Source organism: Amycolatopsis sp. NBC_01488 (genome assembly GCF_036227105.1).
GTDB lineage: Bacteria > Actinomycetota > Actinomycetes > Mycobacteriales > Pseudonocardiaceae > Amycolatopsis.
On the sequence record NZ_CP109434.1, the window covers coordinates 1,737,773 to 1,753,160 of the forward strand.

Genomic DNA, 15,388 nt, shown 5'->3' on the forward strand with positions numbered 1-15,388 from the left:
CGTGGCCAACCACCGCCGTGCGCCGCGCTCGATCTTCCGGTCGGGCGCGGTGCGCGCGATGGCCGGACGGCTGAGCTGGGGCCTCGGCGACCAAGCCGTGTCCAGCTTGACCAACTTCGCCGTCGGGCTGTACGTGGCCCGCTCGCTCGGCACGTTCGCGTTCGGCATCTTCAGCCTCGCCTGGGTCACCTACGGCGTGGTGCTGAACGTCTCCCGCGGGCTGGCCACCGACCCGCTGATGGTGCGGTTCAGCGCCGTGCCCGAGGACCGCTGGCGCCTGGGGGTCGCCAGCGCGTCGGGCACCGCCATCGGCGTCGGCTGCGTGACCGGGCTGATCAGCCTGGTCGCCGGGCTGGCCGCGGGCGGCCCGCTCGGCGACGCGTTCGTCGCCCTCGCCATCGTCCTGCCGGGCCTGCTGCTGCAGGACGCCTGGCGGTTCGCGTTCTTCGCGAAGGGCGAAGGCAAAAAGGCGTTCGTCAACGACTGCGTGTGGGGCGCGGCCCTGCTCCCGGCGCTGTACGTCGCCGCCCATGTCCACACGGTGGTCGCGTTCGTGCTGGCCTGGGGCCTGTCCGGCGCGGTCGCGGCCGCGTTCGGCTGGTTCCAGACGGGCATCCTCCCGCACCCGCGGGAGATGGTCGGCTGGCTCCGCACGCAACGCGACCTGAGTGTCCGCTACCTCGTCGAGAACGTCAGCAACAGCGGCGCGTCCCAGCTGCGGGCCTACGGCCTGGGCGCCATCGCCGGCATCACCGCCGTCGGCGCGGTCCGCGGGGCCGAGCAGCTGCTCGGCCCGTTCCTGGCCCTGCTGATGGGACTGTCGCTGGTCACCGTCGCCGAGGGCGCGCGGGTACTCCGCCGGGCCCCGCACCGCCTGAAGCACTTCTGCGTGATCCTCGGGGGCGGGCAGGCCGCCGCCGCGCTGTGCTGGGGCCTCGGCCTGCTGATCCTGCTGCCGGAGAGCGCCGGCCGCTGGGTGATGGGCTCGGTGTGGGACTCGTCGTCCCCGCTGATCCTCCCGGTCACCCTCGCCGTGGTCGGCGCGAGCTTCGCCACGGGTGCGGCGGCCGGCCTGCGTGCCCTCGGTGCCGCGCCGAGGAGCCTGCGGTCGCAGCTGATCGCCTCCCTGTGCTACGTCACGTTCGGCATCACCGGCGCCTTCCTCGGCGGCGCGGCCGGGTCCGCGTGGGGCGTCGCGACCGCGACGCTCAGCGGGTCCGTCGTCTGGTGGTGGCAGCTGCGCATCGGGCTCCGCGAGTACGTGCCGCCGGCCCCGGAAGACGCCGGGGCCAACGAGACCACCATCGTCTTCGCGCCGATCGGGATGAACGAAACCACCGTGGTCTTCGAGCCGATCAAAGAGCCGATCAAGGAATGAGGACTCCATGACCACCGTCCCGCGGCTGAGCCTCGGCCTCCCGGTGTACAACGGCGAGGAGTACCTCGCCGAGTCGCTGGACGCCCTGCTCGGCCAGACCTACGAAGACTTCGAGCTGATCATCTCGGACAACGCCTCCACCGACGGCACCGACGAGATCTGCCGCCGCTACGTCGAGAAGGACTCCCGGATCCGCTACGTCCGGCAGCCGAAGAACATCGGCGCGACGCCGAACCACAACTACGTGTTCGACGTGTCCCGCACCGAGCTCTTCAAGTGGGTCTCCCACGACGACCTCTACGCCCGCGACCTGCTCATGCGGTGCGTCGAGGCGCTCGACGAGCGCCCGGAAGTCATCCTCGCCCACTGCGACCAGGCGATCATCGACGGCGACGGCCGCATCGTCCAGCCGCTCGAGTACACACTGGACACCGCGTCCCCGCACGCCCCGGACCGCTTCCGCAGCGTCCTGTTCGAGCCCGGCGGCGACGACTTCTACGGCGTCATCCGCGCCGACGTCCTCCGCCGCGTCAAGCCGCTCGACAGCTACCACCACGCCGACCGGACGTACTCCGCCGAGATGGCCCTGCACGGTCCGTTCCACCAGGTGCCCGAGCTGCTCTACTTCCGCCGCGACCACCCGGGCCGCGCGGAACGGGCCAACCCGACCATCCGGAGCCGGTGCGCGAATCTGGACCCGCGGCGCGCGAGCCGGCTCCGGAATCCCACCGTCCGCCTGCTCGGCGAGTACGTCTACGGGTTCGCGGACCTGATCCGCCGCGCGCCGATCTCGGCCGCCGACAAGCGCGAGTGCTTCGGGCACCTCGGCGCCTGGCTGACCAACCGGGCGCGGTCCGGCCACGGCGAACGCGTCGAGGACCGCGCGCCGACCGCCTCGGACGTCGCCACGGTCAACACGATCGTGGCCGGCCGGGAAGGCAGGCTCGCGTGAAGCGTGCCCCACGCGTCGGCGTCTTCGGCCTCCTCGGCTCCGGGAACCTCGGCAACGACGGTTCCCTCGAAGCCGTGCTCGGCTACCTGCGCGCCGAATACCCGGACGCCCGGCTCGGTGCCCTGGTCGGCGGCCCGGAGATCGTCCGCGAGCGCTACGGCATCGACGCCACGCCGCTGCACTGGAACCAGTCCGAGTACGAGACGGCGTCCGGCCTGCGCTCGATCGCCCTCAAGGGCTTCGGCAAGCTGGTCGACATCGCGCGCACCGCGGCCTGGGTCCGCAAGCAGGACGTCGTCATCGTGCCCGGCATGGGCGTGCTCGAGGCGACGCTTCCGTTGCGTCCCTGGGGTTTCCCGTATTCGCTCTTCCTCCTGTCCGTCACCGGGCGCCTCTTCGGCACCAAGGTGGCCCTCGTGTGCGTCGGCGCGAACCACATCAGCGCGCGGGCGACCCGGACGCTGGTCCGCTGGGCCGGCCGCCTCGCCGCCTACCGCTCCTACCGCGACGAGATCTCCCGCGACGCGATGCGTGCCATGGGTGTCGACACCAGTGCCGACGGGGTGTACCCGGACCTCGCTTTCGCTCTTCCCACGCCGGAGGGGCCCGGCAAGCCGGGCACCGTCGGCGTCGGCGTGATGGCCTACTACGGCGGCAACGACGACCGCGCCGACGGCGACCGCATCTACCGCCACTACGTGGACACGATGAACCGTTTCGTCGCGTGGCTCGTTGACCAGGACAGACCCGTCCGGCTGTTCATCGGCGACCGGATCGACCGGCAGGTCGTCGACGAGATCATCGAGAAGACCGCTTCCCCGCTGGTGACGGCGGCTACGGCGGAGACCCTGGACGAGCTGATGCACGAGATGGCGGCGGTGGACAGCGTGGTGGCCACGCGCTACCACAACGTGCTCTGCGCCCTGAAGGTCGCGAAACCGACCGTCGCGATCGGGTACGCGCCGAAGAACGACGTGCTGATGGCGGAGCTGGGCCTCGACGGTTTCACCCAGCGGGCGAAGGACGTCGACTACGACCGGCTCGTCGAGCAGTTCACCGAACTGGAGAACCGCTCGGCGGAACTGCGCCAGACGCTCCTGGAACGGAACGAGCTGAACGCGCAGCGGCTCAAGGACCAGTTCGCCGCCCTTTCGGCGGCCCTCTTCGGGGGTGGGCGATGAAGGCCATTCCGGTGCCCGAAATCCAGGGCGCGTACTTGTTCGAACCCACCCCGCACGCCGACGAGCGCGGCTTCTTCAGCCGGACGTTCGACCGTGCCGTCGTCGCATCGGCAGGGATCGACCCGGACGGCTTCGTCCAGGACAGTCTTTCCCGGTCCCGCAAGGGAGTCGTCCGCGGAATGCACCTGCGGGGCGGGGCCGGCGAGGCGAAGCTGGTACGGTGTTCCCACGGCGCGATCTTCGACGTCGTGGTGGATCTCCGACCGGATTCCCCCACGTTCCGACACATCAAGACCTTCGAACTTTCCGGTGAGACGCAGGTTTCCGTGTACATCCCCGCGGGATGCGCGCACGGATTCCAGTCACTCACCGATCCGTCCGACGTTTCGTACCGTATCGATCGGGCCCATGACCCGTCCGAAGACATCACAATTTCGTACAAAGACACAGAATTGGACATTTCGTGGCCACTGTCGGTCACAATGGTCAGTGACCGGGATGAGCGCGCGCCGTCTCTCGGAGAGGCGTTGAAACCAACGAGGTGACCCACATGGGAACGAAGTTGCCCCGCTCGGCGGAGGCGAACGCGCGGCTGCACCGGGTCATCCCCGGGGGTGCGCACACCTACGCCAAGGGCTCGGACCAGTATCCCGAAGGGATGGCTCCGGTCATTTCGCACGGCCTCGGCGGCCACGTCTGGGACGTCGACGGCAACGACTACATCGAGTACGGCGCCGGGCTGAGAGCGGTCAGCCTCGGCCACGCCCACCCGCGGGTCCTGGACGCCGTCCGGAGCGAGCTGGAGAAGGGCAGCAACTTCATCCGCCCGTCGATCATCGAGGCCGAGGCCGCCGAGCGGTTCCTCGAGAACGTGCCGACGGCCGACATGGTGAAGTTCACCAAGAACGGCTCGGACGCCACCACCGCCGCGGTCCGGCTGGCCCGCGCCGCCACCGGGCGCAAGCTCGTCGCCAGGTGCGCCGACCACGCCTTCTTCTCCACCGACGACTGGTTCATCGGCACCACGCCGATGAACGCGGGCATCCCGGACGAGACGACGGACGCGACGGTGTCCTTCCCGTACGGCGACCTGCAGGCCACGGAGGAGCTGCTGCAGCGCCACGATGGCCAGATCGCGTGCATGATCCTGGAGGCGGCCGCCGCGGTGGAGCCGCCACCGGGGTACCTGCAAGGCCTGCGCGACCTCGCCACTCGCCACGGCGTCGTGCTGATCTTCGACGAGATGATCACCGGCTTCCGCTGGTCCGCCCACGGCGCCCAGGGGCTCTACGGCGTCACGCCGGACCTCTCGACCTTCGGCAAGGCGCTCGGCAACGGCTTCGCCGTCTCCGCGCTCGCGGGCAAGCGGGAGCTGATGGAGCTCGGCGGGCTCCAGACCGACCGGGAGCGGGTGTTCCTGCTCTCGACCACCCACGGCGCCGAGACCCACTCGCTCGCCGCCGCCATCGCGGTGATGGACGTCTACCGCGACGAGGACGTCATCGCCCGGCTGCACACCCTCGGCGACCGGCTCGCCACCGGCGTCCGCGAAGTGACGGCCGGGATCGGCGTCGAGGACCACGTCGTCGTCCGCGGCCGGTCCAGCAACCTGGTGTTCGCCACCCTCGACGAGGACCTCAAGCCGTCGCAGCCGTACCGGACGCTGTTCCTGCGCGAGCTGGTCGGCGGTGGTGTGCTCGGACCGTCCTTCGTGGTCAGTGCCGCGCTCACCGAGGCGGACATCGACAAGACCGTCGACGTGGTCGCCCAGGCCTGCACGGTGTACCGCAAGGCCCTCGACGCCAACGACCCGGCGCCGTGGATGGGCGGCCGTCCGGTGCGGCCGGTGTTCCGCAAGTTCGCCTGACCTCGCTTCGGCGCGGCCCGGCCGGGTGACTCGCCCCGGCCGGCCTTCGCCGCCGGTCGCGATTTCCCAAGCCGGCGCGCCGGATTCACTCCTTGGGTCCGATGAGGACACTTGAGGGTGACTGCTTTCCGGTCCGTTCGTGCGTAACTTCCTGTCATGGGCAGACTTCGTGCGGTTCTCGTCGCCGCTTGCTCGCTCCTGATCGCCGCGGCCTCCCCGGCGCTCGCGCGAGCCACCGACGGGCCCGGGCCGGTGTGCGACCACCAGCCCGCGGAGTACGAGGAAGCGCCTCCCGGGGCCGTCTCCGTCGATCCGGGCGTCGACGGAGACCTCTCGGCCAAGACGGCGGCGAACCCGCCGGGCACGACGTTCTGGCTCCGCCCCGGCACCCACACGCTCGGCACCGACGAGTACGGCCAGGTCGTCCCGAAGGACGGTGACGTGTACCTCGGCGCGCCGGGCGCGGTCGTCGACGGCCGCGGTGTCAACCACGCGGCCTTCACCCAGCGGGCCAAGGACGTCGCGCTCCACGGGCTCACGATCCGCGGGTTCGCCGCGCTCCAGGACCAGGGCGTGGTGAACCACGACTCGGGCGACGGCTGGCTCATCGAGAACACGACCATCGAGGACAACGCGGGCGCGGGCCTGATGGCCGGCGCGCGCCAGATCGTCCGGCACAGCTGCCTGCGGAACAACGGCCAGTACGGGCTCAACGCCTACCAGGCCGGCGACGGGATCACCGGGCTCGTGCTGCAGGGCAACGAGATCACCGGCAACAACACCGGCGACTGGGAGGCCAAGGTGCCGGGCTGCGGGTGCAGCGGCGGCGCCAAGTTCTGGGCCGTGAACGGCGCCGACATCAACGGCAACTGGGTCCACGGCAACCACGGCGCCGGCCTGTGGGCCGACACGGACAACAACGACTTCCTCGTCGAGGACAACCTGTTCGAGGCCAACGACGCCGAGGCGTTGTTCTACGAGACCAGCTACAACCTCGTGCTGCGCGGCAACACGTTCCGCGGCAACACCCTGGTGCAGGGCCGCGCGTTCGCGTCGCGCGGCGACAACTTCCCGGCCGCGACGGTGTACCTGTCGGAGTCGGGCGGCGAGCCGCGTGTGCAGGCGCGGACGTCGGCCGTCGACATCAGCGGGAACACGTTCGAGGACAACTGGGCCGGGATCACGTTGTGGGAGAACGCGGACCGCTTCTGCAACAGCCCGGCGAACACGTCCACGGGCTACTGCACCAAGGTGGCTTCGCAGTCCTCGTGCACGTCGGCCACGATCGCGAGGCCTCCGGCGTACGGCGACTGCCGCTGGAAGACCCAGCGCGTGGAGGTGCACGGGAACACCTTCCGGTTCGACCCCGCCCGGGTCGGCTGCACGAGCCTCTGCGGCCGGATGGCGCTGCTGTCGAACTACGGGACCTTCCCGGACTGGTCGCCCTACAAGGGAACGGTGGTCGAAGAAGCGATCACCTTCCGGCAGGGCAACCGCTGGCACGACAACTCCTATGCCGGGCCGTGGACTTTCGTCGTGCATGACACCTCCAGGACGGTCGACGCTGCGGGCTGGCGGGCGGAGCCCTACTCGCAGGACGCGTGTTCTTCGTTCGACGGTGGGTCCGCCGGCTGTTGATCAGGAGCTTGCCGAGGGGGTCCGACACTTTTCGCCACGATCCGCGTTCTCGGTGGCCGTTTCGCTTGGTATCACAGGGAAAAGTCGCGAACGGAAGATTCCGGACGCGCGCGCTTCACCCGTTTCAGCGATGGCATTCGCACGCGTGTTCGGTACCGTCGAAGACATGCCCGCCATCCCCGCACCCCTCGACCGCGACGCGATCGACGCCGTCCTGTTCGACGCGATGGGCGTCCTCTACTCAGCCGCCGACGACGTCGGCGAGCTGCTCGTGCCGTATCTCCGCAGCCACGGCTGCGTGTTGCTCCGGGACGAAATCGCGCAGCTGTACCAGGAATGCAGTCTCGGCAAGATGTCGTCCGCGGACTTCTGGGCGACGGCCGGAGCGACCGGAGCGTCGGACGAGGAGTACTGCCGGAACCACCGCCTGACCGAGGGCGTGGTCGCGGTGCTCGCCGAACTCGACGCCACCGGAGTGCGGCTCGGCTGCCTGAGCAACGACGTCAGGGAGTGGTCGAAGCTCCTTCGTGAGCGGTTCGGCCTCGGCGAGTACCTGACCGACTGGTTCGTCAGCGGCGACATCGGCGTGCGCAAGCCCGCCCCCGAAGCGTTCACCACGGTCTGCCATCGGCTGGACGTGGTACCGAACCGGATCCTCCTCATCGACGACCGCGCGGAGAACGTCTCGACCGCGCGAGCCGCCGGACTGCAGGCCCTGCGGTACGGCACGGCTCGGTTGTCCACAATGGACCAATTACGCAAGGAGCTCAGACCGCGGTGAAGCGCGCGCTCGGCTCGCCCCGAAGACGTCCCGCCGGCAACCGTCGGTTGCAGAGAACCAGCAGCAGGTCCTGGGCCAGGCCGGTGAGCGGGGTGCCGGTGCCGTACGACCAGTCGAGGTCGTCGGCCCGTAGGCAGACCCCGGTCAGATCGGTACCGAAGTATTTCGTGTGCTTCGGCTTGACCCCGCCCAGGACCACTTCCAGCCGTTCCGACGGCACGCGGCGATCCAGCCCGAGGGCGGTGGTGATGTCGAGGCCGTGGATGACGTCGTGGCTCAGAGCCCCCTCCGGCCCACCACCGGGCGGCTGCCACGGATGGTCGGCGTTGTCCCGCAGCGAGGCCACGAGGGTTTCCCGCGAGAGCGCGGCAGCATCCTTCCGAGCGACGCGATCGGACATCCGGTTGAAGCGGCCGCCGGACTTCACCATCTCGCGCACGAACCGTCCGGTGGAGAACCGGAAGGGCATGGTCACGTGGGCGACGACCTCGGGCACCCGCCAGCCAGCACACAAGGTCGCCGCACCCCAGGCGTCCGGCGTCAGGTCGTCGAGCAGAGCGGCGAGTTCCCGCCGCTCGGCGGCGATCAGGTCTTGGATCATCGTTCTCTCCTTCGCGGGTAGGTGACCCCACCGACGAACGGGAGTAGCCGGGACCGACACCGAGACCGAGCCGAGCCGGACTAGGCCGAGCCGAGCCGGACAAGGCCGGGCCGGGCCGCGATGGGCTGGGCTGAGCCGAGCTGGCCGGACCGGGCCGGAAGGGCCGAGCTGGCCGAGCCGAGCCGGGCCGAGCCGGTAATCGCTTCCTACCCCAACTCACCGACTGGCAGCCGACCGCGCTTCGCGAGCCGAGCGGCAAGCCAGCCACGGGGCGATTTCCCACCCAGCACCGGCACAAGCCCGTCCGCACGCAAACCAGCAGCGAAGCGAAGGCCGGCCTCGGCGTCAAAGGCGTTCGGCCACGCGATCCACCAGCCACCCCGTCGCCGGGACCGCGGCCAGCGCGGCACAGAAGCCGCCCGCCGCGTCCGTCGGGTAGTGGGCTCCCAGGGCCACCTCGGCCCACCCCATCGCCACCGCGGCGACCAGAGCCAGCCCCAAGACCAAGACCACTGCAGCGGCCCGATCGAACGCCAGACGATCAGCCAGTACCAGCCCGATCACCAACGCCAGCGCGGTGGCCATCGCCGTGTGACCGCTCGGATACGAAAGGAACTCGCCATGGATCGTCCGGCCGACGAGCGGCTTCAGAACCGTCGTCACCGCCACCGTCACCACTACGCCGAGCACCGTCAACGCGGCCGCGCGGATGCGGTGGACCAGGAAGCACACCACCGCGATCAGCGCGACCAGGATCGTCGACCCCACCGGCTCGCCGCCGAAGTCGAAGACCAGCGCCACGTACCGCCACGGTGGCTGGACGCCGTCGATCGACGGGAGCACCGCCGCGTCGATGCCCGTCAGGCCCGCGTCGTGGAAGTGGAGGATGCCGAGCGCGACCAGCACCGCCGTCGCCAAGGCGGCCGTCATGGCCAGGGGGGCACGCACCGCGGCCGGCAGGGCCGCGGGCGCCGTCCGGACCTGCTGCCTCACCCGCGCGCCCCGATCGCCGCTTCATATCCGGCGAGCAACCGATCCAGCCCGACCGCCGGGGTGAAGTCCTTCTCGTACCGCACGCGCGCCGCGTCGCCCATCTCGTGGTTGCGGTCGCCGGCTACCTCGCGCAGGCGGTCCGCCAGGGACTCCGCATCATTCGGTGCGTGCAGGAGGCCGGTGACGCCGTCGTCCACCAGCTCGGGAAACGCGCCGTGCGAGGCCGCGACCGTCGGGACGCCCGCAGCCATCGCCTCGACGACCACCAGGCCGAAGGCCTCCAGCCACGTCGACGGCGCCACCACCGCCACGGCATCGGCCGTCAACGCTCGGCACTCCGCCTTGTTCTGCAGGCCGACGTACGAAACGTCGGCCCGGCCGGCCGCCCAGGTCGCGACCTCGTCCTGCATCGGGCCCGTGCCCGCGATGACCAGCGGAATCCCCCGGGTACCGCCGAGGCGGTCCCACGCCCGCATCAGCAGGCCGACCCCCTTCTCCTCGGTGACGCGGCCGAGGAACAGCACGTGCTTGCCGTCGCCGGTGCGGCGGACGCCGGGGTCGGTGACGAAGTTGTGCTTCACCGCCATCCGCTCGCCGGGCATCCCGGCCGACACCAGGAGGTCACGTTGGGCCGCCGAAATGCAGAAGAACCGCGCGATGCCCGTCCACCACCGGCGCCGGTTCGCGGCCATGCTCGCCGCCATCGGGAGCGTCGCCACGCGCGAATCGCGGTAGCAGCCGTGCTTCACCGCCGGCAGGGGCGAGCCGCCGACGCACTCGGTGCAGATGTGGCCGTCGCGGTGGAGGGTGCCGGGCGGGCAGACCATCCCGTAGTTGTGCAGCGTCGCGACCGCGGGCACCCCGGCGTCCGCGCAGGCCGCCACCACCGACGGCGAGAGCAGCGGGAACGTGTTGTGGATGTGCACGACGTCCGGACGCGACGCCCGCAGCCGGGCGGCGAGCTCCTTCCGGACCGCCGGGTTCCACGGCACCGTCAACGGCACTGCGGCCTTGCGGGGCAACGGCATGGCCGAGATGTCGTCGCTGCGGCGTTCGAACAGCGACACCTGGTGCCCGCCCTCGGCGAGCAGCGTCACTTCGGCGTCGACGACGTTGTTCTCGCCGCTCGGCTGCTCTGAGCGATACCGGTTGTGCACCACGAGCACCTTCACGTGCCTGTCCCCTTCGCCGGGATGAATGCCTGTTCGTCGGACTGCGGCACCCCGCGGACCAGCAGCGACGCGGCCACGGCCAGGTGCAGCAGGTACGGCGACGCGTCGCCGAGGCCGGCTTCGGTGTAGGAGGCCGAAATGCAGTAGGTGATCAGGAAGATCGCGCAGGCGCGAGCCAGCGACGGCGGCCGCAGCACGGCCACCACGGCCAACGTGAGGAGGAACCCCGCCACCAGCGTGATCCCGACGAAGCCCTGCTCGTGGTAGATCGCGAGCCAGCTGTTGTCGATCGGGAGGCCGTCGTAGGACTTGTCCGTCAGCCCGACGCCGAAGATGTACTCCGACGTCGTCCGCGGGGCCTCCAGCAGCGCGTCCCACACCTTCGCGCGGCCGGTGAGGCTGGAGAAGTTGTCCGCGCTCTGGCCACGGAGGAACCACGTCTGCAGCGCGCCGGCCAGCACGACGCCGGCGAGCCCGCCGACGCCGACCGTCCACGCGAACACCTTCCGGGCGCGGGCGCTGGTCAGCAGCATCGACAGGATGGCCACGGCCAGCCCGGCGATCAGGCCGAGCGTCGCCGTGCGGGTGTGCGTGAGCATCAGCAACCCGACCGCCGGCACCACGATGAACACCGCGCTGCGCCAGGTCGTGCGGCGCCCGAACCAGAGGAGGAGCGTGAGCCCCGAGATGACCGCCGCGTACTGGCCGATCTGCGGCGGGGTCAGCGGCCAGATCGCGCCCGAAAGCCGGCCGCCGTAGATGTCCGGCATCGCGTTGCCCGGGGAGATCACCAGGCCGATCGCCACCGACGCGAGCACGATGCCGTACGTCCGGATGTGGTAGCGGACGAAGCTGAACCCGCCGTCCCACCAGCGGGTCAGCAACCAGAGCGTGGAGAGGAACACCGTGAGCCGGAAGCACCGGAACAACGCGCCGGCGCCCTCCTTCAGATCGGCGCTGGCCAAGGTGCTGGACACGAGCAGCATCGTCAGGAGGAGCAGGTACGCGCTCGGGCGGATCCGCAGGTGCTTGTTCAGCACCAGCGCGATCACGAACGCGGTCATCAGCGCGCCCATGGTGACGAGCTGGCTGACCGACCGCGGCAGCGGGATGACCGTCTTCGCGCCGGTCGAGCCGAGCGTGTTGAGGATCAGCAGCGCCCACGCCAGGCCCGCCCACTTCGGCGTCGCCGAGGCGGGCTCGGCCGCGGCCTCGCCTCGGATGCCCGCGATGCCGGTGTGCGCCGCCATGTCAGCCCCCGCCCTGTGCGGTGAACGTGCTGCCGGTGTCCTGCGAGTACGGCGAGCCTTCCCATTCGCCGATCTCGACGACGCGGTCGGTCGTGTAGGTGATGAACGTCCACGGGCCGGAGTAGCTGTTGTCGTGCCAGTGGTTGTCCTGCTTGTACGTGATCGCCTCCTGGACGGCGTCGCCCTTGTACGGCGACCAGTCCGGGTAGGTGCCGAAGTTCGACAGCAGGCCCATCCGGCCGCAGGACGCCTGGCAGCCGACCACGGCCGGGTCCAGGACGAACTTGTTGTCGTGGATGTCGACGTGCTGGGTCTTCCAGCGGCAGTCGCTCAGCAGCGGCGCGGTGGTGATCGCCGGGGCGGCGCAGGTCTTCACGTTCGGGACCAGCCGGGTGCAGTCGCCGGAGCTGGTGTTGGCCGGGCTGTTGCAGAAGCGGTCGGCGTTCTCCCACAACGTGATCCCGGACCAGTTGTTCTCCAGGAAGTTGCGCGAGATCTCGAGCTTCGCGGTCCGCGCCTTGATCCGCGGCTCGCCGCCGGACTCGGAGATGTAGATCGCCGGCGTCGGGAAGTTGTCGCCCTTGTCGGCGTACTTGTGGCCGTCGACCCAGTTGTTCTTGCGGATCGTGTTGTCGCGGATGATCGCGTTGTAGCTGATCTCGTAGATGATCGCGGCGCTGTCGTTGTTCTCGATGAGGTTGCCCTCGATGAGGAAGTCGTTGTTGTTCGTGTCGGCCCACAGCCCGGTGCCGTGGTTGTCGTGCACCCAGTTGCCACGCACGTCGGCGCCGTTGACGTCCCAGAACTTGACGCCGCCGGTGCAGCCGCAGCCGTCGATCTTCGCTTCCCAGTCGCCGGTGTTGTTGCCGGCGATCTCGTTGCCCTCGACGACCAGCGCGGTGATCGGCGTGTTGCCCGAGAACGCGTTGATCCCGTACTGGCCGTTGCGGCGCAGGCAGTCGCCGCGCACCTGCTGGCGCGCGCCCGCCATCAGGCCGGCGCCGTCGTTGTCCTGGATGGTCGAGTGCTCGATCAGCCAGCCGTCGCCGGAGTCGTGGTTGACCACGCCTTCGTCGCGGGGCGCGGCGAAGCCCTGGACGGTCAGGTAGGTGAGCTTGACGTTCGTCCCGTGGCCGGTGAACGCGTACTGGTTGATCTTCCGGCCATCGACGACCGCGCCGGGGGCGCCGATGTAGACGTCACCGTCCTCGGGCGACACCTGGTCGTACTTGTCGTCACCGAGGATGTGCTTGCCCGGCTTGAGCCAGAACGTCGTGTGCGGCCCGGCCGCGCGTGTCTTCGTGGCGAGGTCGCCGGGCACGGCCGGGTCGACGACGACCGCGCCCGCCGGGGCCGTCGCCGGGCCGGCCGGCTCCTTGTCGCACACCGCCGCGACCGACCCGCTGGGTGCCGGGGTCGCCTGGGCCGGGCCTTCGGCGTCGGGTCCACTCGAGCACGCCGCGAGCGTGAGGAGGACGCCGAGCAGCGGAGCGGCACGGCGGAGTCGGGAGCGGCGGGCTGTCACGGGCGGGTCCTAACTGAAGCGGAGCAGGGTGGCGAGGTGTCCAGGGGTGCCGGAGCCGACGAGCGTGGTCGAGGGCTCCTTACGGCCGAAGCCCGCGGAGTACCAGCCGAGGGGCGGGTCGATCTCACCGCGGTGAGCCGTCCACGACAACTCGGACGGCAGTTCCATGACCGCGGTGTGCACCGGGGCCATGGAGCCGGTGGCGGTGCCCTGCCAGCGCAGGTGGGCAACGGTCCCCTCGAGCTGGACGGTGACCGCCGGGCCCAGGTGGAACGCCAGGCGCGCGGCCGGGCCGGTGGCGCCGAGCACCTCGTCGACGATCTTCAGCACGTCGCCGTCGAGCTCGACCGTGCGGCGGTGGACCGCGGGCGCGTAGCCGTCGTGGGCCGCCGTCCAGCGGGCGGGGCCGTCGTCGGGGGTGCGCACGTCGAGGACCTTGGTGACCGCGTGCCGCGTCCAGAGGAACGGCCCGCCGGACGCCGACTGGTCGGTCCCGCCCAGTTCGAGCGTGTTGTGGCCGAGCGTGGACCGGAAGTACGACCGCCACCGCGGTTCGCCGTGGTAGCAGAAGGTGCCCGGGTCGGCCAGGATGTCGACGCCGTCGTGGCGGACTTCGACCGACAATGCGTCGGCGTGGGCGTGCGCGGCGATCGAGAGGAAGCCGTGCGGGCCGCCGTCGCAGCGGGCCCAGATCCGGCCCGACCGCAGGATCGTCATGCCCGCGTCCCGCAGGTGCGCGGGACGGCGGCCGGCGCGGACACCGGAAGCCCGCGGCGTGCGCGAAGCGAGAGACGCGAGCAGCGGCGTGCGGACGTCGTCGCCCGGGACCGGCGGCCACCAGTCGAGGCGGCCGAACAGCACCTCGCCGGTCGCCAGCAGCGACGCCCAGCGGTCGGTCTCGAGCCCGTCGACGATCAGGCCGAAGCCGTCGTCGGCGTCGCCCTGCCGCGGCGGCCGCAGCCGGTTGTCCACAATGGACGCCAGCGCGTCGGTCATCCGGCGCAGGACGTCCCACGTCGAGTCCGGCGCCGGCGTGCCCGCGGCGTCGGCCTCGACCGCCGCCGCGAGCCCGAGCTCCAGCACCAGGCCGTGGTACTCGGACGCCAGTTCGGCGTTGAGCCCGGAGGCGAACGTGTTGCGGGCGAGCTGGGCGTCCAGCGACCGCATCGCCTCGGTCCGCCAGCGCGGCGACTCCGGGAACCAGCCGAACGCGCACGCCGCGGCCAGCAGCCCGGCATCCTCGGCGATCACGTGGTTGTTCGCCGACGAGCCGTGGCTGCGCAGGGTCGAGAGCCAGTTCTGGTGGTGCCACAGCTGGAGCTGGAAGTCCGGGTTGTCCTCGAACAGCTCGCCGACCCCGGTCCAGTTGTCGAGCAGGCGGCGCGTCCAGACCCACGACAGCAGCCGGATGCCCAGCTCGATGCCGCTGACCCAGTGCGGCCCCCGCAACGGCGGGTTCTCGGCCCACCACGAGCGCAGGTGCTCGGCCGCGCGCACGGCATAAGCCGAGGACCCCGTCACCGCGTACGCCGCGGCCAGCACGGTCAGGTGCTGGTGCCGCGACGGTTCCCAGATCTGCTTGATGTCCCCGACCGCGTCCTCCGACCGGTACGGCACGTCGAAGGCGTAGCCGTCGGAAGGTGCGCGGCGGCCGGTCTTCGGATCGAGGAACCAGTCCGGCGAGGCCAGGTCCGACCGGACCACGCCGAAGTACTCGGCGCGCCCGGCCATCAGCTCGTCGGCGGTGGCCAGCAGCCGCTTGACGGCGTCGCCGGACACCTTGCCCAGCACGCCCTCCGGCAGCACAGCCGTGAAGCGCGGGTGCGACGGCCAGTCCGGCGGCGTGGGCAGCGCGGTCCGCCACTGCCGCTGGACGACGGCGTGCCGGGCACGGCCGACGACCTCGGCCGGCCCCATCCGGGACAGCCGGCGCAGGTACCAGCCGGGACCCATCATGCCGGCGCCCCTTCCTTCGGCGGCGGCTCGTGCCGGGCCGGTGCCACGCTCACCATGCCGGGGTCCCTGCCTTCGGCGGCCGCTCGTGCCGGGC

At 70.8% G+C, this 15,388-nt stretch carries 13 protein-coding genes; 7 read left to right on the top strand and 6 right to left on the bottom strand.

The features are described from left to right. The first annotated feature begins 1 nt into the window (after position 1). The 7 genes from OG738_RS08245 (at position 2) to OG738_RS08275 (ending at position 7,797) form a co-directional block, all read left to right on the top strand. Positions 2 to 1,378, top strand: a complete 1,377-nt coding sequence (locus OG738_RS08245; protein ID WP_329052567.1) for a hypothetical protein — start codon at positions 2 to 4, stop codon at positions 1,376 to 1,378. A gap of 7 nt (positions 1,379 to 1,385) precedes the next feature. Further along, positions 1,386 to 2,330 carry a glycosyltransferase family 2 protein gene (locus OG738_RS08250; RefSeq protein ID WP_329052569.1) on the top strand — a complete coding sequence of 315 codons (945 nt, stop codon included), beginning with the start codon at positions 1,386 to 1,388 and terminating at the stop codon, positions 2,328 to 2,330. After that, positions 2,327 to 3,511, top strand: a complete 1,185-nt coding sequence (locus OG738_RS08255) for a polysaccharide pyruvyl transferase family protein (RefSeq protein WP_329052571.1) — start codon at positions 2,327 to 2,329, stop codon at positions 3,509 to 3,511. Before OG738_RS08250 ends, OG738_RS08255 begins: the two co-directional genes overlap by 4 nt. Next, entirely contained in the window at positions 3,508 to 4,056 is a 549-nt protein-coding gene (locus tag OG738_RS08260; RefSeq protein WP_329052573.1) for a dTDP-4-dehydrorhamnose 3,5-epimerase family protein, read from the top strand. Before OG738_RS08255 ends, OG738_RS08260 begins: the two co-directional genes overlap by 4 nt. Before the next feature lie 5 nt (positions 4,057 to 4,061). Beyond that, the gene (locus tag OG738_RS08265) at positions 4,062 to 5,378 is read left to right on the top strand and encodes a glutamate-1-semialdehyde 2,1-aminomutase (protein WP_329052574.1); all 1,317 of its coding nucleotides are present in this window, start codon (positions 4,062 to 4,064) and stop codon (positions 5,376 to 5,378) included. A gap of 156 nt (positions 5,379 to 5,534) precedes the next feature. Next, positions 5,535 to 7,016 carry a right-handed parallel beta-helix repeat-containing protein gene (locus OG738_RS08270; protein ID WP_329052576.1) on the top strand — a complete coding sequence of 494 codons (1,482 nt, stop codon included), beginning with the start codon at positions 5,535 to 5,537 and terminating at the stop codon, positions 7,014 to 7,016. 166 nt (positions 7,017 to 7,182) lie between these two features. After that, positions 7,183 to 7,797: an HAD family hydrolase gene (locus tag OG738_RS08275; RefSeq protein WP_329052578.1), complete on the top strand. Its 615-nt coding sequence runs from the start codon at positions 7,183 to 7,185 to the stop codon at positions 7,795 to 7,797. Here the strand turns inward: OG738_RS08275 and OG738_RS08280 are convergent. From OG738_RS08280 to OG738_RS08305, 6 genes are all read right to left on the bottom strand, one after another. After that, positions 7,784 to 8,398, bottom strand: coding sequence for a maleylpyruvate isomerase family mycothiol-dependent enzyme (locus tag OG738_RS08280; RefSeq protein WP_329052580.1), 615 nt, complete (start codon positions 8,396 to 8,398; stop codon positions 7,784 to 7,786). The genes OG738_RS08275 and OG738_RS08280 overlap by 14 nt on opposite strands. A gap of 345 nt (positions 8,399 to 8,743) precedes the next feature. Then, positions 8,744 to 9,391: a phosphatase PAP2 family protein gene (locus OG738_RS08285; RefSeq protein WP_329052582.1), complete on the bottom strand. Its 648-nt coding sequence runs from the start codon at positions 9,389 to 9,391 to the stop codon at positions 8,744 to 8,746. Continuing rightward, the gene (locus OG738_RS08290) at positions 9,388 to 10,563 is read right to left on the bottom strand and encodes a glycosyltransferase family 4 protein (protein ID WP_329052584.1); all 1,176 of its coding nucleotides are present in this window, start codon (positions 10,561 to 10,563) and stop codon (positions 9,388 to 9,390) included. The genes OG738_RS08285 and OG738_RS08290 overlap by 4 nt, the downstream gene beginning before the upstream one ends. Further along, positions 10,560 to 11,813 (bottom strand): O-antigen ligase domain-containing protein, encoded by a 1,254-nt coding sequence (locus OG738_RS08295; protein WP_329052585.1) that lies wholly within the window; start codon positions 11,811 to 11,813, stop codon positions 10,560 to 10,562. The genes OG738_RS08290 and OG738_RS08295 overlap by 4 nt, the downstream gene beginning before the upstream one ends. Before the next feature lies 1 nt (position 11,814). Next, positions 11,815 to 13,338, bottom strand: coding sequence for a right-handed parallel beta-helix repeat-containing protein (locus tag OG738_RS08300; RefSeq protein WP_329052587.1), 1,524 nt, complete (start codon positions 13,336 to 13,338; stop codon positions 11,815 to 11,817). Positions 13,339 to 13,347: 9 nt separating this feature from the next. After that, on the bottom strand, positions 13,348 to 15,294 hold the full coding sequence (locus OG738_RS08305; protein WP_329052589.1) for a heparinase II/III family protein: 1,947 nt from the start codon (positions 15,292 to 15,294) through the stop codon (positions 13,348 to 13,350). Positions 15,295 to 15,388: the final 94 nt, after the last annotated feature.

What these genes read in the sequence shown, in the direction of transcription:
- OG738_RS08250 (WP_329052569.1), top strand. Translation starts at nt 1,386, where the DNA reads ATGACCACCGTCCCGCGGCTGAGCCTCGGCCTCCCGGTGTACAACGGC.
- OG738_RS08260 (WP_329052573.1), top strand. Translation starts at nt 3,508, where the DNA reads ATGAAGGCCATTCCGGTGCCCGAAATCCAGGGCGCGTACTTGTTCGAA.
- OG738_RS08265 (WP_329052574.1), top strand. Translation starts at nt 4,062, where the DNA reads ATGGGAACGAAGTTGCCCCGCTCGGCGGAGGCGAACGCGCGGCTGCAC.
- OG738_RS08270 (WP_329052576.1), top strand. Translation starts at nt 5,535, where the DNA reads ATGGGCAGACTTCGTGCGGTTCTCGTCGCCGCTTGCTCGCTCCTGATC.
- OG738_RS08275 (WP_329052578.1), top strand. Translation starts at nt 7,183, where the DNA reads ATGCCCGCCATCCCCGCACCCCTCGACCGCGACGCGATCGACGCCGTC.
- OG738_RS08280 (WP_329052580.1), bottom strand. Translation starts at nt 8,398, where the DNA reads ATGATCCAAGACCTGATCGCCGCCGAGCGGCGGGAACTCGCCGCTCTG.
- OG738_RS08295 (WP_329052585.1), bottom strand. Translation starts at nt 11,813, where the DNA reads ATGGCGGCGCACACCGGCATCGCGGGCATCCGAGGCGAGGCCGCGGCC.
- OG738_RS08305 (WP_329052589.1), bottom strand. Translation starts at nt 15,294, where the DNA reads ATGATGGGTCCCGGCTGGTACCTGCGCCGGCTGTCCCGGATGGGGCCG.